The following is a 20,699-nucleotide window of genomic DNA, read 5'->3' on the forward strand; positions in this document are numbered from 1 at the left end:
CCGCATGCCGTCGTGCTGGCATGCGGCCACCGGAGGGGAGGGTTTGTCGGGCGCCTGTTGGACGCCTGTCGGATTCTTACTGGCAGCTGAAACTGGCAGCGTCCTCGACGCTGCCGCTGCCCTTATAGCGCGCCACCTTCGGATACGCGCACAGCGGGCGCGTGCGCGAGGCCGACCAGCCGGCCGGCAGGTCGGCATTGGCGCCGCCGGGGTTGCCGCTGGCGCGGGCGGCGGCGCCGACGCTGTCCGGCGCCTGGCCCTTCTCGACCCAGGCGACCAGCGGCGTCAGCATGTCGAACTGGTCGGTCGCCGGGCCGCCCGAGCAGTGGTTCATGCCCGGCACCCGGAAGAAGCGCGCGAAGTTGGACGCATCGCCGTTGTTCGCCGCGCGCAGCGCCTCGTACCAGGTGGTGGTGTCGTCGCTGGAGAAGATCGGGTCGCTGGTGCCGTGGTAGACCAGCATCTTGGCGCCGCGGTTCTTCAGCGTGCCGAGGCTGGCCGCGTTCGGCGGCGTCATGAAGGACATGGCGGACTCGGCATAGACGCCGCCGATCGCATTCACCTTGGCCAGCATGCTGTCGAGGTTCCCGCCAGACACGAAGGCGGCGCCGTTGAAGCTGGCCGGATTTTCCGGCGGCACCTGGAAGATCAGGCCGACGGCGCCGGCATCGCGCTCGATCGGCGACGAGAACTTCCAGCTGGCCCAGCCGCCGGGCGCCAGGCCGGCGTCGTACGGGAAGCTGGCGTAGATCGTCTTGCCGGTCTCGGTCTTGGCGCCCGCAAACAGCCCGGCGATGGCGGTCTTCTGGGCCGTGCTCAAGCAGGTGCCGTCGCGCGCGCCGCTGCAGGTCGGGACGTCGCGGTTCAGGTCGAAGGCGGCCTGGCAGGCGCCGGTGTCCTGCACCAGGCCGTCGGCGCTGCCGTCGAGCGCATCGCACTTGCCGAGCACCGCATTCGACACCAGCTTGCGCTCGGCCTGGGTAAAGCCACTGCCGAGGTCGCCCGGCGTGCTGGCCAGCGCGGCATAGGTCTTGCCGCCGGCGATGTTGGCGACGGCCGCCAGCGGCAGGCGGAAGCCGGGGTCGCCCACCAGGTAGCCGTCGTACTGGTCGGCGTAGCGCGCCGCCGCCACCATCGTGTGGCGGCCGCCGTTCGAGCAGCCGCCGATGTAGGAACGGTCCGGCGCCTTGCCATAGGCGAGGCGGATCAGGGCCTTGGCCATCGGCGTCAGCTTGCCGACCGCCTGGTAGCCGTAGTCGAGGCGCGCCTGCGGGTCGATGCCGAAGAAGGGTGTCGGCGCGCCGTGGCCGGCGTCCGAGCTGATCACGGCGAAGCCCTGGTTCAGCGCATTGTCGAGCGGACCGCCGCCGCCCACCGGACCGAGCGCGGTGACCACGCTGCCGTCGACGCCGCCGTTGGCCTGGTAGAAGAAGCGGCCGTTCCAGTCGAGCGGCAGGCGCATTTCGAAGCCGATCGCGTAGCTCTGGCCGTCGACGCTGCTGGTGCGCTGGGACATCTTGCCTGCTACCAGACAGTGGGCCGCGACCGGCTTGCCGCCGACCGTGACGGTGCCGGCGGCGATCGGGTTGACCGCGCTGATGGTGGTATCGGTAAAGCTGAGTTTCGCGGCCAGGTCGGCGCAGCTGGCCAGCTTGGCGCCGGTGGCGGCCGCCAGCTGGGGCAGGGCCTGGACCGGTGTGCCGCCGTTGCCGTTGTTGTTGCCGTTATTGTTGTCGTTGTCGCCGCATGCGGCCAGGCTCGATGCCGCGAGCGCCGCTGCCACCATGGCGTGCAGGTGTCGGATGTTCATTACGTGTGTCTCCCCTGTAGGATAAAACTGGATGCGACAGTCCGGATGTGGAAAGCTGGAACGAACGGGCCCGCGCGGCGCGTCCGGTGAGCGGACGCCGCGTCGGGGTACTGCAAGCAACGGAGGAAGCGCCTCAGTCGGGCATGACGTCCTTGAGCGTGCCGATCGGTGCGTTGACCAGCTTGCCGTTCACCTTCTTGACCTCGCGGATGTACATGTTCTGCACGATGTCGCGCGTCTTCGGATCGATGCTGATCGGTCCGCGCGGGCTGTTCCACTTCATCCCGGACAGGGTCTTGACGGCCTGGTCGCCCGTCACCTTGCCGTTCAGCTTGCGGATGGTCTCGTAGATCATGCCCATGGTGTCGTAGGCGGCCACGGTGACGAAGGTCGGCGCCGGCCGGTTCGGATTGGCGGCGGCGTAGGCCTTCAGGAAGCTCTTGTTGGCGTCGTTGTCGAGCGCGGTCGAGTAGTTCAGCACCGTAACGGCACCCAGGGCGCGGTCGCCCAGCGCTTCCAGGGTCGGGGTGTCGCTGGTCATGTCGCCGACCCCGAGGAACTTGATGCCGGCCTTGTCCAGGCCCTTGTCGCTGAAGGCCTTGAGCATGCCGGTGCCGTCCTCGACGCCGGGCGCGAAGAAGAACACGGCGTCCGGCTTCTGGTCCTTGATGCGCTGGACGAAGGGCGAATAGTCCGGGTTCGCCAGCGGCACCCGCGCCGAGCCGACGATCTTGCCGCCGCCGGCCGTGAGGCCCTTGGTGAAGCGCGCCTCGGCATCCAGGCCGGTGCTGTAGTCGGTGACCAGCGAGTACACCTTGCCGATCTTGTTCTTCGCGGTCCAGTCGCCGAACGGTTCGGTCATCTGCTGCATGCTCATCGAGGTACGCAGCATGTAGGGCGACTTCGCCGTGATGCCGGTGGTGACCGCGTTCATGACGATCATCGGCACCTTGCCCTGGGTCGCCACCGGTGCCACCGCCAGCGCGCTCGGCGTCAGCGAAAAGCCGATCAGGAAGCTGACCCTCTCGCGTCCGATCAGTTCCTGCGCCGCGCGCTTGGACAGCTCCACGTTGCTGCCGCCGTCGTCGCGGTACAGGATCTCGATCTTCTTGCCGGCCACCTTGTCGCCGTACTGCTGCATATAGGTCTTGATGCCGTCCTCGAAGGGCTTGCCGATGTTGACGAAGGGCCCGGTGAGGGCCGCGATCACGCCGATGCGGATGGTATCGCCTTCCTGCGCGTGGGCGGCGGCGAGGGGAAGGAAGGCCAGTCCGATGCAGGCCAGTGCTTTCAGTTTCATGCTGTCTCCTGTAATTGTCGTTGTGAGTGTTTCAGAAACTTCAGTCGGCCTCAGTTGGCGTAAATGGTCTGCGCCTCCGTGCCGTCATACATGGCGTCCACCAGCGCGGCGCGGCGCTGCAGCACCACCGCCTGGTTGATCGAGCCCTTGTCGGTCTGTTCGCGCGCGTCGATCGAGGGTGGTTCGGCCAGCAGCAGCAGGCGGTCGACCCGCTTCGAAGACCCGCCGCAGTCGCGGTTCAGCGCATTCAACAGGTCCTTGAAGAAGGCGCGCACCGGCGCGCTGGCCAGCACCTCGGTTGCCGGAATGCCCGCCGGAAGGCCCGACAGGGCGAGGCAGTGATCCATGCGCGGGAACACCAGCAGCCCGGTGAATGGCCGGTTGATGCCGGTGACCACCGCGTCCTGCACGTAGGGCGCGCCCATGCTCACCACGCGTGCGCGCAGCGGCCCGACGCTGACGAACACGCCGGAGCTGAGCTTGAAGTCCTCGGCGATGCGGCCGTCGAACATGAAGCCGAGCGTCGGCTGGGCCTCGTCGACGAAGCGCAGGGCGTCGCCGGTGCAGTAGTAGCCGTCGGCGTCGAAGGCCTCGGCCGTCAGGTGCGGCGCGCGCCAGTAGCCGGGCGTCACGTGCGGGCCGTGGAAGCGCGCTTCCAGCTTGCCGCCGATCGGCACCAGCTTGACCTTGCAGCCCGGTGCCGGCACGCCGACGTAGCCGGCCTTGACGATGGGGCCGGTGCCGAAGGTGCACGAGGGCGAGGTCTCGGTCATCCCGAGCCCGGTCATGATGCGGATCGACTCGCCGCAGCAATCCACCGCCACCTGGTCGAGGCGCTCCCAGGCTGATTGCGATAGGCCGGCGCCGGCGCAGAAGAACAGCTTGACGCGCGAGAAGAAGGTGTCGGCCAGGACGGTGTCCGTGCGCAGCGCCTCGGTCAGCATCTCCCAGCCGGCCGGGATGTTGAAATACACCGTGGGCGCGATCTCGCGCAGGTTGCGAAGTGTCGCAGCGAAGTCGCGCGGCGTCGGCCGGCCGTCGTCGATGTACAGCGTGCCGCCGTTGTACAGCACGATGCCGACGTTGTGGCTGCCGCCGAAGGTGTGGTTCCAGGGCAGCCAGTCGAGCAGCACCGGGGGCGCCTCGGCAAAGAAGGGAAAGGTCTGCAGCAGCATCTGCTGGTTGCTGCACAACATGCCGTGGGTGGTGATCACCGCCTTCGGCTTCTTGGTCGAGCCGGAGGTGAACAGGAACTTGGCGATGGTGTCCGCGCCTACTTGGGCATTGCGCGCGTCGACCGTGCTCGGTTCGGTCGCCAGCAGTTCGGAAAAACGGGTGGCGGCCTGGCCCGGCACCTCGCCGTCGCACAGGATCAGCTCCGCGTCCGCCGGCAGCACGGCCCCGATCGCCCGGGCGAAAGTGGTGCCGTTGCAGGCGAAGACGGCGCCCGGCGTCAGCTGGGCGATCAGGTCGGCCAGCTTGGACGGGTCGGTCGCCACCAGCGAATACGCCGGCGACAGTGGCGAGAATGGGATGCCGGCATACATGGCGCCGAGCGCGAGCTGGAAGTGCTCCAGGTCGTTGCCAGACAGGATGGCCAGCGGCCGCTCGGCACTCAGGCCGCGGTCGAGCAGGGCCTGGCCAATGCGGCGCGCGCGCTGCAGCACCTCGGCATAGGACAGGCGGATCCACGCGCCGTCCGGGCCGCGCCTTGCCACCAGGGTGCGCTCGGGGTGCTGCTGCGCGCCCTCGACCAGGCGGTCGGTGAAGCGCACCGGGAAGGGGCCCAGCGGCGTGACGGCATCGACGTGCCAGGTGCCATCCACCTGGAACGCCGCGACCTCGGGGTTGCCAAGATCGACCTGCCGCCGTGTCGCCTGCTGCTGCACCGCCTCGCCGGACTCAATCGTCGATTGGGTCATGGCGGCCTCCGCTCAGATCGGGTAGTGGCGCGATCCGGTCTGCACCGTGATCCAGCGCAGGTCGGTGAATTCGGCGATCGCCGCCTTGCCGCCGAAGCGGCCGTAGCCGCTGCCCTTGACGCCGCCGAACGGCATCTGCGCTTCGTCGTGCACGGTCGGGCCGTTGATATGGCAGATGCCGGATTCGATGCGCTGGGCCACCGCCATGGCGCGCCCGATGTCGCGCGAGAACACGCTCGAGGACAGGCCGTATTCGCTGTCGTTGGCCAGCCGGATCGCTTCCTCGTCGCTGTCGAAGCGCAGCACCGAGACGATCGGGCCGAACGATTCTTCCTGGTAGACGCGCATCTCGGGCGTGACGGCATCGACGATGGCCGGCTGCATGATGTTGCCGTCGGTCCCGCCCTGGGATTGGATCACGGTGGCGCCGCGCGTACGGGCATCTTGCAGCATGGCGTCGACGCGGGTGGCCGCGGCCGGGTCGATCATGCCGGCCAGCGGGGTGTCGCCGCGCGAGGCCTTCAGGGTGGCGGTCTTGGCGCCGAGCTTCTCGATGAACTGGTAGGCGATCTTGCGGTCGACCAGGATGCGGTCGGCCGACATGCAGATCTGGCCCTGGTTGAAGAAGGCGCTGAAGGCGGCCGCTTCGACGGCGGCGTCGAGGTCGGCGTCGTCCAGCACCACGACCGGGTTCTTGCCGCCCAGTTCCAGCAGCACCGGCTTCAGGTGCCTGGCCGCCTGCTCGGCGATGATGCGGCCGACGCGGGTGGAACCGGTGAAGTTAATGCGGCGCACCGCCGGGTGCGCGATCAGGCGCTCGACCACCTGGGCCGCATCCTGGGGCGCATTGCTGATCAGGTTGACCACGCCGGCCGGGAAGCCGGCGTCGACGAACACCTGGGCGATCAGGCGGTGCAGCAGCGGGCACAGTTCCGACGATTTCATGACCACGGTATTGCCGCAGGCGAGCGGCATCGCCAGCGCGCGCGTGCCAAGGATGATCGGTGCGTTCCACGGCGCGATGCCGACCACCACGCCGCACGGCTGGCGCACGCCCATCGCCAGCGAGCGGGGGACGTCGGACGGGATCACTTCGCCGCTGATCTGGGTGGTCATGGCCGCGGCTTCGCGCAGCATGTTGGCGGCCAGGGTCACGTTGAAGTGGTACCAGCCGGGTGCGCCGCCGCATTCCTCGACGGCGGTTTCGACGAAGCGGCCGCGCATGGTTTCCATGCCGTCGGCAGCTTTCAGCAAGAGGGCACGCCGTGCGCCCGGCAGCATCGCGGCCCAGGCCGGGAAAGCGGCGCGGGCGGCGTCGCAGGCGGCGTCGACGTCATCCAGGGTGGCGGCGGCAGCGCGGGTGGCGACGGCGCCGGTGGCGGGGTTATGGCGCTCGAAGGTGGCACCGTTCGATGCGGCGCGGGCTTCGCCGCCGCACAGCAGGTCTGATTGCAGCATGAGGGTCTCCTCGTGAGATTGGAAAGCGGCAGTCCGGGCAAGGGCCCGGCTGCCGTTGTTGTTTTTCTTCTCTTGTTTTATAGCGGCGCGATCGCTCAGCCGCGCTTGTAGCTCTGCAGGCCCGGCTTGATCGTCTTATCGTCCAGGAACTGCTTCAGGCCTTCCTTGCGGCCCTTTTCGGGGTCGCGGTAATTCGACTGGTCGGTCTTCGCGTACAGGTAATCCTCGCCCTGTTCCCAGGTCAGTTCGCGGCAGCGCTTGAAGCCGACTTTCGCATAGCGCAGCACCACCGGGTTCTTTTCCAGCAGCTTATTGGCCAGTTCGATCACCGCTTCGCGCAGCTGCTCTTTCGGCACGCTCTTGTTGATCAGGCCCATCGCGGCCGCTTCCTTGCCGGTGAAGGTGTCGCCGGTCATGATGTAGTGCAGCGCCTGGCGGTGGCCCATGGTGTCGGCCACGGCCTTGCTGACCAGGTTGCCCGGCGGGATGCCCCAGTTGACTTCGGACAGGCCGAACACCGCATCGTCGGCGGCAATCGCCAGGTCGCACGCCACCAGCGGCGAGAAGGCGCCGCCGAAGCACCAGCCGTTGACCATCGCGATGGTCGCCTTGCTGTACATGCGCAGCAGCTTCCACTGCCATTGCGAGCAGTCGCGGCGCATCCGTTCCTGCATGATCTCCGGCTTGCCGTCGGTCTCGCGGAAGTACTCCTTGAGATCCATGCCCGCGGTCCAGGCTTCGCCGGCGCCAGTCAGTACCACGACCTGCGCCTCGTCGTCGAGCTCGAGGGTCTCGAGCACGTCGATCATTTCGCGGTTCAGGGTCGGGCTCATCGCATTGCGCTTTTCCGGACGGTTCAGGGTGATCCAGCCGATGCCGTTTTCGACGTCGACCTTGACTGTTTGCCAGCGCGCTTCGTATTTGGACATAATGTCTCCTTCTTGGTAGGTTTATTATCAGGCTACCTGATATGCAACTTATACTATACGCAGCGGTTTCCCCTGACAAGCATCTTTTTATGGCAAGCGAAAAAAAATCCGATTCCACCTACACCGCTGTCAAGCCGATGGGCCTGGCCTACCTGGTCGGACGCCTCGACCACATCCTCAGCCAGCGCCTGCGCGAGACCCTGGCCCCGGCCGGGCTGACGGTGCCGCAGTACACGGCGCTGTCGGTCTTCCGCGCGCATGGCTCGCTTTCGAACGCCCAGTTGGCAACACGCACGATGATGGCGCCGCAATCGGCCAACGAGATGGTCAAGCAGATGGAAGCCCGCGCCTGGATCGAGCGCCGCCCGGACCCGGCGCACGGCCGCATCATCCAGATCAGCCTGACGGCCGCCGGCGAAGCGGTGCTGCGCGACTGCGACCTGCGCGTGGCGGAAGTGGAAAACCTGATGTTCGCCGAGCTGGGCAAGGAAGAGCGCGTGCAGCTGCAAGGGCAGTTGCGCGCCGCGGTGCGTGCGCTGAGCACCCAGCGCACCTGAAGCGGGTCTAACTTCGTTCAGTCAGCTACATGGTGCTTCCGTGATTGGTCGCGGTCACACTTCGCGCACATGCCACAACACGCCGGCGGGATCGCAGAACTGCATCATGATCCCGCCTTCCTGCGCATGCGGAGGGGAGAGGACCTTGGCGACGCCGCCGTAGCGGTGTGGCAAATCGAGGCTGTCCAGGTGCCGGACCCACGCCTGGATGTCTTCCACATACAGGCATAACATGGTGTTTGCCGCCCAGGTCTCGACATAGTAATCCTGCAGCCAGAAGCCATACTCGTCCAGCATGAATTGCGCCGCGTTGTCGGTCGCGCCGGTCTTGGTGAAGCCGATATCTTCGTAGAACCGGCTGCTTAACTGGAAATCCCTGGACGGAAGAAACGCCATCACGTTCTTGGGGCGGAGTCGATGCATGGTTGGTATCCCGTTGCGTGCCTCTCGGCGAAAATGAAACCTGCTGGTTAAAACTTTAGCAGCGATCGAGGCGGGATGGATGAGATTTCTATCCGCAGCCCGTCCTCTATGCACATATGTTAACGGTCGCCTGCCGTTATAAATATGACATGTGCATTTGTGTAAATCAATTTCGTTCGTTACAATGCGCCCCAGTTCAAGCCGCGTTCGCCGCGGCCTGCGCAAATGCGCGCCCGTCACCCTCTACCATGCATATCGCGCACCGGCCGCCCCGGTCGCAGTGGCGATTTGCACATATGCCCGTTCGCCGCTGTTGCGTCCGGCGCAGTCGATCTTGGAATTTCACACAGCGTTATGAGTATCGTTATCAGGAGAATCATTGCCGCCGCGTTCACCGCAGGAGGCCTGTTGACCAATCCGGCCTGGGCCGACGGGCCACCCCCTCCAGCGCTGACAGTCGGTGGCGCGATCCGCTTCAATTACGTCCACAAGAGCTGGCAAGACGAGTACCCGAGCGGCTTTTTCGGCCTCGATACCGCGCGCCTGGACGTGAACTACGACGACGGCATGCTGATCGGCTCGGCCCAGTACCGTTACAACCATTTTCCGAAAGGCCAGGGCGGCTACTGGCAGCACTTCCTGCATCATGGCTGGGCCGGCATCCGCCTGGCCGACAGGAGCGAACTGCATGTGGGCTTGGACCGCAATCCCTTCGGCCTGCAGCCGCTGGCGTCGAACAATTTTTACGAATCGATCGCCTTTTACGCTGGCCTGGAAGACAAGTACGACCTTGGCGTGACCTACCTGAGCGCTCCCGGCCCGTTCGAGTGGCAATTCGCCTTTTATCCGCGCGATGGCGGCTCCTATGGCGGCGGCAGCAATACGGCAGGCAAGTCGAACCGCTACTCCTACAACATCGTCCCGGACGATGACGCACAGGGCTACGGCACCGGCCAGCGCGACCGCGAGCGCGATACGCTGGTGGGGCGCATGGCGTGGCACGTCGGGCCCGGCGGCAGCTACGAGATCGGCGTGTCCGGCCTGACGGGCGCGATCGACAACGGCCGTGGCACCCGGACCCGGCGCCACGCCATGGCGGTGCATGCCCAGGGGACCGTCGGTCCGGTCAAGGTCATGCTGGAGGCGGCGCGCTATCACTATGGCACCGCCCATGGACCGACGCAAACCTATGCCGGCCTCGATCCGAACAGCTTCGTCATGCTCGGCGCCTTCGGCTACCCGTTTCCGGTGGCATCGAAAGGCGACATCTATCTGGTCAACGTCAGCCGCGAACTGCCGGGCAGGCTCGGACCGTTCGGCGGATTCAGGGTGTACAACGACTACAGCGTGCTGCGCAAACGCAGCGGCGCCTGGAAAAATTCGGTGCAGAACGTGACCGGCATGAGCTTTTCGTCGGGGAAGTGGACCTTCTATTTTGACTTCATGCTGGGCAAGCACCATCCCTACCTGTCGCCGGACGGCGGCGGACTGGCGTCGACGTCCGCCGCGCATGACGGCTTCACGCGCAGGATCAACCTGCAGGCTGGTTATTATTTCTGATCTTTGTGGATGTGCACAGCGTGCGATTCGGGCGATGCAACCGACAATGGGGGGTTCACATTGGGGTGCTAATACAAGACCGGCATCGCGATGTGTTAACTGCGCCTCAGCGCCCAGCTGGCACTAAGCCACAAGATGAGCCCGGTACCGAGTAGTCCAATCGGATCGGCTGGGCCGGCAGGAGACACGAGAGGGTATGCCAATCCAAGCAATATCAGTGCGACTCCCGTCACATAATGTGGGCGGTTCGAAAAAACAAAGGCAAGCGGTAGGAAATGAAGTCCTACCACAAGTATGATCATTGGTACGATCCACGCACTCAGCCCGTTACGTGAGAGCAGGTTGGCGCCGATGAAGATCAGTACCCATTGCATTGCATTGACGGTATGAAATACTCGCTTGGCGCGTCGACTCCTGGGCGTATCGGGTCGCGAGGCCAATTCCACGGCATGGCGCTTGTAGATGACATAGGCGGCAACGGCAAGCGCGACGGCCAACAAGGCAATCAAGGCTTCCGTCGCGAGCGATCGGGCGCTCTCGATAGCCCAGCTCTCCAGCCAGATACCGCCGAAGACGGCGAAGAACATCGCGCCTGTGGCACGCAGTGCGCGACTGGCACCCAAGGTCATCTCGGTCATCGGTTTGCTCCTGATGTTCAATGCCAGCGTCAAGACGAAGCCATGGTCTATCGATCGTGGCCGACCTGGCCAGCATAGCATGTGGACGGACTGCCAAACTGCTTATTTACCTGACGGGCGGATCCGGAACCAAAGCGAACGCGCGGATCGGCGCGGTCCGCGCCATGCCAGTGCCGGTTCGAGAGCTGCGCTGGTGACAATCAATGACATGTCGACTTTATCGAAATGCTATGCTTGGCCGGCCCGTACCGCAGGGTGACGCATTCGGTGTACGGCATGTCGTCGACGATGCCATATCGACCGCGGGAAGCTGCGAAAAAGGCTGAGCTTTGTCAATTCCCGCGCGCGTCGGATATGGTCGCGGATGCGCTATAACATGTAAGGAACCTTGCCATGCGCCGTCGTACAATTTTGCGTGCAATCCCCTTGGTTGCGTTTTCCACCCAAGCCCTATCCAAAGACAAAAAAATGCCACGATCCGCTCCACAGAACCTCGAGACTTCCGGCACCAGCTTCGCCGACTGCAGTTGGATGAATTCTCCCCCGCAATCGCGTATTGTCGAAGACACCCTGTACGTGACCACTGCCCACGATACCGATTTCTGGCGAATCACGAGCTACGGCTTCATCCACGATAACGGGCACTTTTTCGCGAAAAAGGTCAACAGGGGCTTTACGGCGCAGGTGCGGATCCATGCCGATTTCAAGGATCTGTATGACCAGGCCGGGCTGATGGTCCGCATCGACGAAAAAACGTGGATCAAGGTAGGCGCTGAATTTTCGGACGGACAACCCATGTTCAGCACCGTCCTGACGAACGGGAAGTCAGATTGGAGCGTGATGCCCGCGCCCGCCTACAAAGACGGTTTCTGGATTCGCGTCACGGTGAGCGACGGTGTCGTACGCGCCCAGTATTCCGTCGACAAGAAGAACTGGCCGATGCTCCGGCTGGCGCCGTTCCCGGATGTGGCCGAATACGCTGTCGGCCCGATGTGCTGCACACCGAAAGGTCAAGGGCTCGATGTGAGGTTCAGCGAATTTGCACTGACACAGGCTTTAAAGAAAGACCTGCACGACCTCAGCTAAGTCATCCGGGACAGCAGTGCACGCATTACGCGTTGCCGTATTGCGATCCTGCGTGAAGCCGGAGCGCCTGGTCGTGTACCGTCCGTCGGTTCCGGCGCGAACGATCCGCCAGGCGCCTGTATTACCTGCCCGCATGCCGGTAGAAATTCGTCAGCGCACGAGCAGCACCGCGCGCACGCTCGGGTCCAGATCTGCGCGTTCGATGTAGCCGATCATGCCTGGCGTGTCGGCCACCAGTTTGCGCATGCTCGCATTGTCATCCACCTCGGTCGGCGGCTGTCCCCGGCCTGTAAAAATCAGTTTTGTCCAATAGGCTTTCATGAGTGCCCGCGAACGGTGAACCACCTTGTCGTAGAACTCGTCACGCAGTGGTGAGCCCAGTTTCTGGTCGACCGCTACCGCCTCGCTGCCGTCCGGGAAGCGGCTTGTCTGGGAGAGGAAAATGTCCGCCACCTGGTCGACGCGTAGGACGGTCAACGAGGTGCGCGCCGAGACGATCACCACCAAATCAGCGGCTTCAGCTGCATTGTTCGAGAATGCCAGGGTCAAGATAAAAACAAGGTGGAATATTCGTATCATAGTCTTAACCCCGCTCAAAATACGAAATCCAGCCCGACGCTGACCACGCGGAACGATTGTCCTGAATTGAATCCCGGCTGGACATTGATCAGGGTGCCGATGGAGCCGCCCTTGGGGGTAACGTGATCGACTTGTGCCTTGAACGCCATATTCGGCGCCAAGTCCCAGCGCACGCCGATGCTGGCGGTGTCCTGGATACCGATCTGATGCAGTTGGAGGTTCAGCTGTTCGTTGAGAAAACCTGCCACACCCGCAGCCTCGGGTGGCATACCGTCCAGCGCGATCCCCGCCGTGTGCGTGGGCATGTTCGCCACCAGGTGCGCATATGTCACGTAGGGCGCCACCCTGTCGAATCGGTAGCCTCCGGATAGATAGGAGGCGGTCTGGTCACCCAGTATCGATCTGGTATTAATGCGGCCGCTTTCCCCGATCAGGAACCAGCTCCCTGGATCGTAATTGAAGCCGGCGCTGAGCACCCGTACCTGGCGCTTGGTGGGATCATAACGGGCGGCCAGCGATTCCCCTGCCGGACCGAAGGCGCGCAGGCTGTCGAACAATTCCGCCGTACCCGGCACCGCAAGCTGTGATTGGGACGCGGTAAAGCGCAGCGTCAACGCACCGGCAACCATGTTATGTGTCATGGCCGCGATGGTGCTGGCAGTGCCTTTGAAGTCCTTGTTCAGCTGGACATGTGCACGTCCGAGCAATACTTGTGTTTCGTTTTTCACTGTCCCGACTTGCCAGCGGTAGGTCGCATCGATGCCGTCGCTATTCGAGATAGGGATGAGGCTGTACAACTCCACCGGCGAGCGTAGCCAAGGCAAGGCATAAGCGGCCTTGCGATAGTCCGCCATGAGAAACAAGGGCAACGCGATCCGTCCGGCACGCAGGGCAATCTCCGGCGTCACCTGGAATTTGACATTGGCCCAGGTGAGGAAGGTCTTGTAATCGTTTTCGACACTTTTTTCCTGGGTTACTTGAACCACTGCTGACCAACGCTTGTCGAATTGGGCGTTAATTTGGGCGCCGAGCCTGCTATCGACATCGAGGGCCCATTTTTTTGAATAGCCGGCTTCGCCAGGTGAGTTGGGATTGGCCGTGTAGTCGCCTTGGTCCGTCGTCGCATGCGTGGCCGCGAATGTGCCGAAACCGCCGAAAGACCACTTGACCTGTGCGGCTGCATGGATATGTATGCAAGCCAGCAAGAAAAAAAGAGTGGCGCCATGAAGGGCATGGCGGGGCCGGAATAGGTGGAGTCGTATCAGCCTGAAGAGCATTTTTGGCGAAATTTCTATTAAGCAACTAAAATTTAATAGAAGAAACTTATCACGCCCGCTTCACGGTGTCGATTTTTTCAACCAACATATCATCAAATCTGTCAAAAAACCAACAGCATGTGTGTCTTCGCATAGTGCATGCATCCATGTGCGCTCCCAGAGAATGCAGCCGGGGGGCGAATATGCCCTCGCTACCCGGGTTATGCCTCACAGGTTTCAGGTCCCGGCCATCAGCGAGGCGCGTGCATCCTCCAATGCCGGCCAGGGAGCGCCCTGGGCCACCTGCGCGACCCAGCCCGGCGCATGCGCGCGGTCGAATACCAGTACCACGCGCTGGCGGCAAAAATACGGGCAGCCGCTGACCGGGAGTATATCCAGGCCCAGGTCGCGGATCAGTCGGTCGGGCAAGTAGGCCAGCGCTTGCCCGGTACGCACCAGCTTGCCCAGCAGCGCCAGGTCGTCGCTGCGGTAGCGGACCGTGCGTGGGAAGCGCTCGTCGTGCCAGCCATCGCTCGACACGCCCGTTTCCAGTTGCGCGAACGGCGGCGTCAGTAAGGTCGCGAACGCGTGGGCGATGACCTCCTCGATCGCGCCGCCGCCGGGAAAGCGTGCCGCGTGCAGGGGATGCGCGGCGCCGATCGCGACGCGGAACTCGGTGTCGCCCAGCGCGCAGCTTTCCAAGCGTGTATCCAGTCCTTCCAGTATCCCGCCGGTGACCAGCGCCACATCCGCGCCGCCGTTGACCAGCGCGCGCAATGCCTGCGCCTCGCTCATCTGCTGGATGCCGACCGCAGCCTTCGGATAGGCTTGTGTCACCCGCGTCGCCAGCGTTTCCGCCCAGTGCACGTGCAGCAGCGCCGGCGCCGCGATGCGGCAGGCGAAGGCATGTTTTTCGCCGGCGAAGTCGAACTGCAACTGGTAGGCCTGCGCGAGCAGGGCGGCGGCGCGCGGACGCAGGCGTTCGCCGTTCAAATTCAGCCGCAGCGTGCGGCCGTCGCGATCGAACAGCGTGACCTGCAGCTGTTCTTCCAGGCGCTTGAGGGATTTCGACAGCGCGCCTGGCGTCAGGTGCAAGTGTGTGGCGGCCGCGGCCAGTGTGCCGTGCGTGGCGATGGCTAGGAAATGGCGCAGGGTTTCCAGGTCGGGCATGAAGTCGATGCGTGAATGGCGGGAAACGATTATGTCATTTCTATCGCTTTTTGGGAAAGCTCGGCTGGTCGATAATTTTCCCACACCGACCACAGGAGCGAAGATGACGATCACCACCTACACGAACCGCCAATGGATCTACGCCACGCAGCCGATGGGCCGCGTCGGCGCCGAACACTACACCCTGCGCGAGACGCCCATCGACGACCGCCTGGCCGCCGGTGAAGTGCTGCTGGGAGCGCGCTACCTCAGCGTCGACCCTTACATGCGCGTGCAGCAGCATACCCGCCGCACCTACGATGCGCCGCACCCGCTCGGCATCGTCCAGCAAGGCGGTGCGGTGTCGCAGGTGCTGGCGTCGAGCAGCGCGGCGCTCAAGCCCGGCGACTGGGTGCTCGGCTACAACGGCTGGCAGACCTACGACAAGTGCCACGCATCCCAGTTGCAGAAGCTCGATCCGGCGGCGGCGCCGGTGACCACTGCGCTCGGCATCCTCGGCATGCCGGGCCGCACCGCCTGGTTCGGGCTGATGGAGGCGGGGCGGCCGCGCCCTGGCGACACGCTCGTGGTCTCGGGTGCGGCAGGCGCGGTCGGCTCGCTGGTGGCGCAGTTCGGCAAGCGCGCCGGCTGCCGCGTGATCGGCATCGCCGGCGGCCCGGCGAAGTGCGCCTGGCTGACCGGACGCCTGGGGCTGGATGGCGCGATCGACTACAAGTCCTTCTCCAGCACCGAGACGCTGGCGGCCGAGGTAATGCGCCAGAGCGGCGGCGTCGACATCTATTTCGACAACGTCGGCGGTGCCGTCAGCGATGCCGTCATCCCGCTGATCAACCTGCGCGCGCGCATCGTCGTATGCGGCACGATCAGCCAGTACGAAGGCGGCATCGACGCGCCCGAGCTGGCACCGCGCGTGCTGCAGCACCTGCTGTTCCAGCGCGCCACCGCGCAGGGCATCCTGGCGCGCGACTTCGCGCATCGCATGGATGAACTGCGCGCGGTGGTCACGCCCTGGGTGCGCTCCGGTGAGGTGTTCCTGGACGAAACCGTGGTGGACGACTTCGAGCGCCTGCCGCACGCCTTGAACATGCTGTTCGAGGGCGTCAACACCGGCAAGCTGCTGGTCAAGGTGGCGTAAGGCTGCGCCGGTATGGGTCGCCGGCGCGCCGGATTGCCAGGTGCGGAGGGCGAGAGATCACTTGCCCGGATCCTTCTGGTTCGCAAACTGGTCGAACTCGACGTTGTACGGCTGCCCACCCACGTTCTCCACCTTGCGCACGTACACGGTCTGCACCACGTCGCGCGTCGCCGGGTCGATCGTGAGCGGGCCGCGCGGGCTGTCCAACTTGAGGCCCTTGAGCACGGCCATCGCCTTGTCGCCGTCGATGCGGCCGCCCAGTTTCTGGCTGACCTGGTAGATCGCGTTCATGCCGTCGTAGGCGGCGACCGCCATGAAGTTGGGACGTCCGCCGCCCGGGTTGGCGGCGGCGAAGCTTTTCAAAAAGGCGTCGTTGGCGGGTGACTTGTGCGCCGCCGAATAATGGAAGGTGGTGATCACGCCGAGCGTGGCGTCACCCATAATGGGCAGCACGTGGTCGTCGGTGAGGTCGCCGGTGGCGATCACGCGGATGCCGGCGTCCTGCAGGCCGCGCTCGCGGTAGCCCTTCATGAAGGCGATGCTTTGCTCGCCGGCCGGCACGAACACGAACACCGCATCCGGCTTGGCGTCCTTGATGCGCTGGATGAAGGGCGCGAATTCCGGGTTGCGCAGCGGGACCCGGATCGCCTCGACCACCTTGCCGCCGTTCTTCTGCAGGCGCTCGCTGAAGGCCTTCTCGGCGTCGATGCCGGGACCGTAATCCGCCACCAGCGTCACGACCTTGCCGATCTTGTTTTTCATTGCCCAGTCGCCCATCGGCGCCGAGACCTGCGGCAGCGTCATCGACACCCGCGCGATGTAGTCGGATTTGGTCGTGATCACCGACGTCGCCGCATTCATGACGATCATCGGCTTCTTCGCCTGCTGGGCCAGCGGCGCCACCGCCAGCGCTTCCGGCGTCAGGCCGAAGCCGGCCAGGAAGTCGACCTTGTCGCGCACCACCAGTTCCTGCGCCAGGCGCTTGGCGATGTCGGGGGAGGGGCCGGTGGTGTCCTTGTAGATCACCTCGATCTTCCTGCCGGCGACCGTGTCGCCGTGGCTGGCCATCCAGGCCTTGATCCCGCCCTGCATCTGCTTGCCGTAGTCGGCGAAGGGGCCGGAGAAGGGGGCGATGACGCCCACCTTGATCGTATCCTGGGCCCCGCTTTGGGCCTGCACGGGTAGGGCGGCAAGTGCCGCCATTGCGGCCAAGCCTGCTGCAATCGTCCTGCGCTTCATGCTTTGTCTCCTGGTTGTGGTGTTCTGTCGACAAGCGATTATCAGGTGAACTGACAATGATGTTGACAACGCTTGTATAAGAACAATAGTATTTATTCAGCGTTCGGTAAGCAACTACTTGTTCGATTACCGAACGCCATATAAATATACTCAGGAGACAACATGAAGAACACCCTCTGCAGCGCGCCCCTGCCGCTGATTGCGCTTTCGCTCGGCCTGGCCGGCCTCGGCTTCGCCGCCCCGGCCCAGGCCCAGACCAGCGTCCAGATCTACGGCCTCGTCGACAGCGGTCTGGCCCACGTCACCAACGTCGACGCCGCCGGCCACTCGATTACCAAGGTGCCGACGCTGACCGGCTCCTTCCCCTCGCGCATCGGCTTTCGCGGTACCGAGGACCTGGGCAACGGCCTGCAAGCGTTCTTCATCCTGGAAAACGGCTTGCAGCTGGATACCGGCGTCACCGGCCAGGGCAACCGCCTGTTCGGCCGCCAGGCGCTGGTCGGCCTGAAGGGCGCCTGGGGTGCCCTGAGTATCGGGCGCCAGCTGAACATGACCTATCTCGCGCCGATCAAGTCCGACGTGCTGGGGCCGAACCTGTTCGCCATCGGCAGCATCGATCCCTACCTGCCGAATGCGCGCAGCGACAACTCGATCGCCTACTACGGCAACTTCAACGGCATCGTGGTCGGCGCCACCTGGAGCACCGGGCGCGACGCATCGAACGCCGGCGGCCCGCCTGCCACCAACTGCCCGGGCGAAGTGGCCGGCAATGCCAAGGCCTGCCGCCAGTACACCGGCCTGTTCGGCTACGAGTCCAAGGACTATGGCCTGAACGTGTCCTACGACCGCCTGTACGGCAACACCGGCGCCGCCGGCGGCCTCACCAGCAGCAACAATACCGACGTGCGCAAGACCATCAACGGCTACTTCATGGTGGGCCCGGCCAAGATCGGCGCCGGCGTGGTCGACCGCGACACCAACGCCGCCACCGGCGAGACCAAGTCCGATTTGTATTACCTCGGCGTCAGCTATCCGATCGGCCTGTACACGATCGACGTCCAGGGGGCACGGCGCGACACCAAGAACTCGCCGTCCGACGTCAACATGCTGGTCGGCCGCCTGACCTATAACTTCTCCAAGCGCACCGCCGTGTACGGCGCAATCGGCCGCATGGCCAACAAGGGCAACTCGGCGGTGGCGCTGGATGCCGGCGGCACGGTCGGCGCCGGCATGGGGCAGAACGGCGTCATGATGGGCCTGCGCCACAACTTCTGACGCGGCGGGCGCCGGTTCAGGGCAGCAGCACCGACAACTCCTGGGCTCCTCGCAGCAGCACCGGCAGGAATTCCTGGCGCATGCGGTCGGCGCTGACGCGGGCCGCCTGGGCGCCGACGTTGAGGGCGGCCACGATCTGGCCCGAGGCGCCGCGCACCGGCACCGCGATCGAGCGCAGCCCGAGTTCGAGTTCCTCGTCGATGACGGCGTAGCCGTCGCGCCGCACGCCGGCCAGGATCTCGCGCAGGCGCTTCTGGCTGACCACGGTGTGTTCGGTCATGGCGCGCAGTTTCACGCGCGCGAAGTAGGCGTCCAGCTGGTCGGGCGGCAGGTGGGCCAGCATCACCCGGCCCAGCGAGGTGCAGTAGGCGGGCAGGCGGCTGCCGGTGTTCAGGGCGACCGACATCACGCGCGAGGCGGCCGAGCGGGCGACGTACAGCACCTCGCCTTCGTCCAGCACCGCCAGCGAGCTCGACTCGCCGAGTTCGCGGCTGATGTTGTTGAGGTAGGGCTGGCTGGAGACGGTCAGCGGGGTCGACGACAGGTAGGAATAGCCGAGCGTGAGCACCTTGGGGCGCAGCGAAAAATTGTTCAGCTCGGCGTCGACGTAGCCGAGCTGCTGCAGCGTGTACAGGCAGCGCCGCACCGCCGCGCGCGGAATGCCGGTCTTCTGGCTGATCTGGGCGATGGTCTGCGGCTTGCGCGAATCGCTGAAGGCGCGCACCACGGCCAGGCCGCGCGCCAGCGAGGTCATGAAGCTGGGGTCGGTCAGGGCATCGATCTGTTCGGCGATGGTCGGTTCGCGCTCTTCCGGCGTGGCGCCGGCGTCGATGCTGTCGGTCTTGGGGGTCGATGAAGTCATGGTCGGATGCTGGACTGGATTGGTTTGCGTGGTTTGCGTTCGGCGCGCGTAAGCGCTACACTAAATGTACGGTAATCGAATATTTGTGCGATTATCGAACAACGTAATTATCTGGGATTGTTAACGAGATTTCAAGGGGTGCGGATCCCGCCGCGCTCCGGACAAGGCGGAAACATGATTGACAAGACTTACGAATCGCTCGAGAGCGCGGTCGCCGACATCCACGACGGCGCCACCGTGATGATCGGCGGCTTCGGCAATGCCGGCATGCCGGCGGCACTGATCGACGCGCTGATCGCCCATGGCGCGCGCGACCTCACCATCGTGAACAACAACGCCGGCAACGGCGACACCGGCCTGGCGGCCCTGCTGGCCGCCAAGCGCGTGCGCAAGATCATCTGCTCGTTCCCGCGCCAGGCCGATTCCTGGCACTTCGACGCGCTCTACCGCGCCGGCGAGATCGAGCTCGAACTCACGCCGCAGGGCAACCTGGCCGAGCGCATCCGCGCGGCCGGCGCCGGCATCGGCGGCTTCTTCACCCCGACCGGCTACGGCACCCTGCTCGCCGAAGGCAAGGAAACCCGCCTGATCGACGGCAAGCACTACGTGCTGGAATCGCCGATCCACGCCGACTTTGCGCTGATCAAGGCGCTGCGCGGCGACCGCTGGGGCAACCTGGTGTACCGCAAGACCGCGCGCAACTTCGGCCCGATCATGGCGATGGCGGCCAAGACCACCATCGCCCAGGTGAGCGAGATCGTGGCGCTCGGCGAACTCGATCCGGAAAACATCGTCACCCCGGGCATCTTCGTCCAGCGCGTCGTGAAGGAGGCCGCATGAGCACCAACAAATACACGCGCGACCAGATCGCCGCCCGCGTCGCCCAGGACATCCACGAGGGCGCCTACGTCAACCTCGGCATCGGCCTGCCGACCAAGGTCGCCAACTACCTGCCGGCGGACCGCGAAGTCTTCCTGCACAGCGAGAACGGCGTGCTGGGCATGGGTCCGGCGCCGGCAGCCGGCGAGGAAGACGAAGACCTGATCAACGCCGGCAAGCAGCCGGTGACGCTGCTCACCGGCGGCGCCTACTTCCACCATGCCGACTCGTTCGCGATGATGCGCGGCGGTCACCTCGACATCTGCGTGCTGGGCGCCTTCCAGGTCTCGGAAAAGGGCGACCTGGCCAACTGGCATACCGGCGCGCCGGATGCGATTCCGGCCGTCGGCGGCGCCATGGACCTGGCGATCGGCGCCAAGCAGGTGTTCGTGATGATGGACCATCAAACGAAGACCGGCGAGAGCAAGATCGTGCGCGAGTGCAGCTACCCGCTGACCGGCGTCGGCTGCGTCAACCGCATCTATACCGACCTGGCCGTGCTCGACGTCACGCCGGACGGTTTGCGCGTGCGCGAGATGGCGCCCGGCCTCACCTTCGACGAACTGCAGGCCGCCACCGGCGCCACACTTGTGCCGCCAACCTCGCCGATTACCGAATAAG

The 20,699-nt window shown here is 64.8% G+C and carries 19 protein-coding genes; 7 read left to right on the top strand and 12 right to left on the bottom strand.

The window, feature by feature from the left end:
- Positions 1-76: 76 nt before the first annotated feature.
- The 5 genes from U1H99_RS09800 to U1H99_RS09820 all read right to left on the bottom strand — a co-directional run bounded on the left by U1H99_RS09800 (position 77) and on the right by U1H99_RS09820 (position 7,419).
- Complete coding sequence (locus U1H99_RS09800) at positions 77-1,810, bottom strand: tannase/feruloyl esterase family alpha/beta hydrolase (protein ID WP_323141547.1); 1,734 nt, start codon at positions 1,808-1,810, stop codon at positions 77-79.
- Positions 1,811-1,943: 133 nt separating this feature from the next.
- Positions 1,944-3,110: an ABC transporter substrate-binding protein gene (locus U1H99_RS09805; RefSeq protein ID WP_323141548.1), complete on the bottom strand. Its 1,167-nt coding sequence runs from the start codon at positions 3,108-3,110 to the stop codon at positions 1,944-1,946.
- A 50-nt stretch (positions 3,111-3,160) separates the two neighbouring features.
- Entirely contained in the window at positions 3,161-5,032 is a 1,872-nt protein-coding gene (locus tag U1H99_RS09810; RefSeq protein WP_323141549.1) for a feruloyl-CoA synthase, read from the bottom strand.
- Positions 5,033-5,044: 12 nt separating this feature from the next.
- Entirely contained in the window at positions 5,045-6,490 is a 1,446-nt protein-coding gene (locus U1H99_RS09815) for an aldehyde dehydrogenase (RefSeq protein ID WP_323141550.1), read from the bottom strand.
- Between the two features lie 95 nt (positions 6,491-6,585).
- A complete protein-coding gene (locus U1H99_RS09820) occupies positions 6,586-7,419 on the bottom strand; it encodes a p-hydroxycinnamoyl CoA hydratase/lyase (RefSeq protein WP_323141551.1) in 834 nt (277 codons plus the stop codon).
- An 89-nt stretch (positions 7,420-7,508) separates the two neighbouring features.
- Here U1H99_RS09820 and U1H99_RS09825 point away from each other — a divergent pair, with 89 nt between their 5' ends.
- Positions 7,509-7,976, top strand: a complete 468-nt coding sequence (locus tag U1H99_RS09825) for a MarR family winged helix-turn-helix transcriptional regulator (RefSeq protein ID WP_323141552.1) — start codon at positions 7,509-7,511, stop codon at positions 7,974-7,976.
- A gap of 54 nt (positions 7,977-8,030) precedes the next feature.
- Here U1H99_RS09825 and U1H99_RS09830 read toward each other — a convergent pair whose 3' ends face one another.
- Positions 8,031-8,399 (bottom strand): VOC family protein, encoded by a 369-nt coding sequence (locus tag U1H99_RS09830; RefSeq protein WP_323141553.1) that lies wholly within the window; start codon positions 8,397-8,399, stop codon positions 8,031-8,033.
- A 408-nt stretch (positions 8,400-8,807) separates the two neighbouring features.
- Here U1H99_RS09830 and U1H99_RS09835 point away from each other — a divergent pair, with 408 nt between their 5' ends.
- Complete coding sequence (locus U1H99_RS09835; protein ID WP_323141554.1) at positions 8,808-9,959, top strand: hypothetical protein; 1,152 nt, start codon at positions 8,808-8,810, stop codon at positions 9,957-9,959.
- Positions 9,960-10,054: 95 nt separating this feature from the next.
- Here the strand turns inward: U1H99_RS09835 and U1H99_RS09840 are convergent, their stop codons facing one another.
- On the bottom strand, positions 10,055-10,597 hold the full coding sequence (locus tag U1H99_RS09840; protein ID WP_323141555.1) for a hypothetical protein: 543 nt from the start codon (positions 10,595-10,597) through the stop codon (positions 10,055-10,057).
- Positions 10,598-10,990: 393 nt separating this feature from the next.
- Here U1H99_RS09840 and U1H99_RS09845 point away from each other — a divergent pair, with 393 nt between their 5' ends.
- A complete protein-coding gene (locus tag U1H99_RS09845) occupies positions 10,991-11,683 on the top strand; it encodes a DUF1349 domain-containing protein (protein ID WP_323141556.1) in 693 nt (230 codons plus the stop codon).
- A 150-nt stretch (positions 11,684-11,833) separates the two neighbouring features.
- Here U1H99_RS09845 and U1H99_RS09850 read toward each other — a convergent pair whose 3' ends face one another.
- The 3 genes from U1H99_RS09850 to U1H99_RS09860 form a co-directional block, all read right to left on the bottom strand.
- A complete protein-coding gene (locus U1H99_RS09850; protein ID WP_323141557.1) occupies positions 11,834-12,232 on the bottom strand; it encodes a phosphate ABC transporter substrate-binding protein in 399 nt (132 codons plus the stop codon).
- Between the two features lie 44 nt (positions 12,233-12,276).
- Positions 12,277-13,539 carry a hypothetical protein gene (locus tag U1H99_RS09855; protein ID WP_323141558.1) on the bottom strand — a complete coding sequence of 421 codons (1,263 nt, stop codon included), beginning with the start codon at positions 13,537-13,539 and terminating at the stop codon, positions 12,277-12,279.
- A 216-nt stretch (positions 13,540-13,755) separates the two neighbouring features.
- On the bottom strand, positions 13,756-14,688 hold the full coding sequence (locus U1H99_RS09860) for a LysR family transcriptional regulator (RefSeq protein WP_323141559.1): 933 nt from the start codon (positions 14,686-14,688) through the stop codon (positions 13,756-13,758).
- A gap of 103 nt (positions 14,689-14,791) precedes the next feature.
- On the opposite strand from U1H99_RS09860, the gene U1H99_RS09865 reads away from it, so the two are divergent.
- A complete protein-coding gene (locus U1H99_RS09865) occupies positions 14,792-15,823 on the top strand; it encodes an NADP-dependent oxidoreductase (RefSeq protein ID WP_323141560.1) in 1,032 nt (343 codons plus the stop codon).
- A 57-nt stretch (positions 15,824-15,880) separates the two neighbouring features.
- Here U1H99_RS09865 and U1H99_RS09870 read toward each other — a convergent pair whose 3' ends face one another.
- Positions 15,881-17,026 carry an ABC transporter substrate-binding protein gene (locus U1H99_RS09870; RefSeq protein WP_375341605.1) on the bottom strand — a complete coding sequence of 382 codons (1,146 nt, stop codon included), beginning with the start codon at positions 17,024-17,026 and terminating at the stop codon, positions 15,881-15,883.
- Between the two features lie 198 nt (positions 17,027-17,224).
- Between U1H99_RS09870 and U1H99_RS09875 the strand changes: the two genes are divergently transcribed.
- The gene (locus tag U1H99_RS09875; RefSeq protein ID WP_323141562.1) at positions 17,225-18,337 is read left to right on the top strand and encodes a porin; all 1,113 of its coding nucleotides are present in this window, start codon (positions 17,225-17,227) and stop codon (positions 18,335-18,337) included.
- 16 nt (positions 18,338-18,353) lie between these two features.
- Here U1H99_RS09875 and U1H99_RS09880 read toward each other — a convergent pair whose 3' ends face one another.
- Positions 18,354-19,199 carry an IclR family transcriptional regulator domain-containing protein gene (locus U1H99_RS09880; protein ID WP_323141563.1) on the bottom strand — a complete coding sequence of 282 codons (846 nt, stop codon included), beginning with the start codon at positions 19,197-19,199 and terminating at the stop codon, positions 18,354-18,356.
- Positions 19,200-19,373: 174 nt separating this feature from the next.
- Here U1H99_RS09880 and U1H99_RS09885 point away from each other — a divergent pair, with 174 nt between their 5' ends.
- Entirely contained in the window at positions 19,374-20,039 is a 666-nt protein-coding gene (locus tag U1H99_RS09885; protein WP_323141564.1) for a 3-oxoacid CoA-transferase subunit A, read from the top strand.
- The gene (locus U1H99_RS09890) at positions 20,036-20,698 is read left to right on the top strand and encodes a CoA transferase subunit B (RefSeq protein ID WP_323141565.1); all 663 of its coding nucleotides are present in this window, start codon (positions 20,036-20,038) and stop codon (positions 20,696-20,698) included. Before U1H99_RS09885 ends, U1H99_RS09890 begins: the two co-directional genes overlap by 4 nt.
- Position 20,699 lies beyond the last annotated feature (1 nt).

It is taken from the genome of Massilia phyllosphaerae, from assembly GCF_034659755.1.
GTDB classification, from domain to species: domain Bacteria; phylum Pseudomonadota; class Gammaproteobacteria; order Burkholderiales; family Burkholderiaceae_D; genus Telluria; species Telluria phyllosphaerae.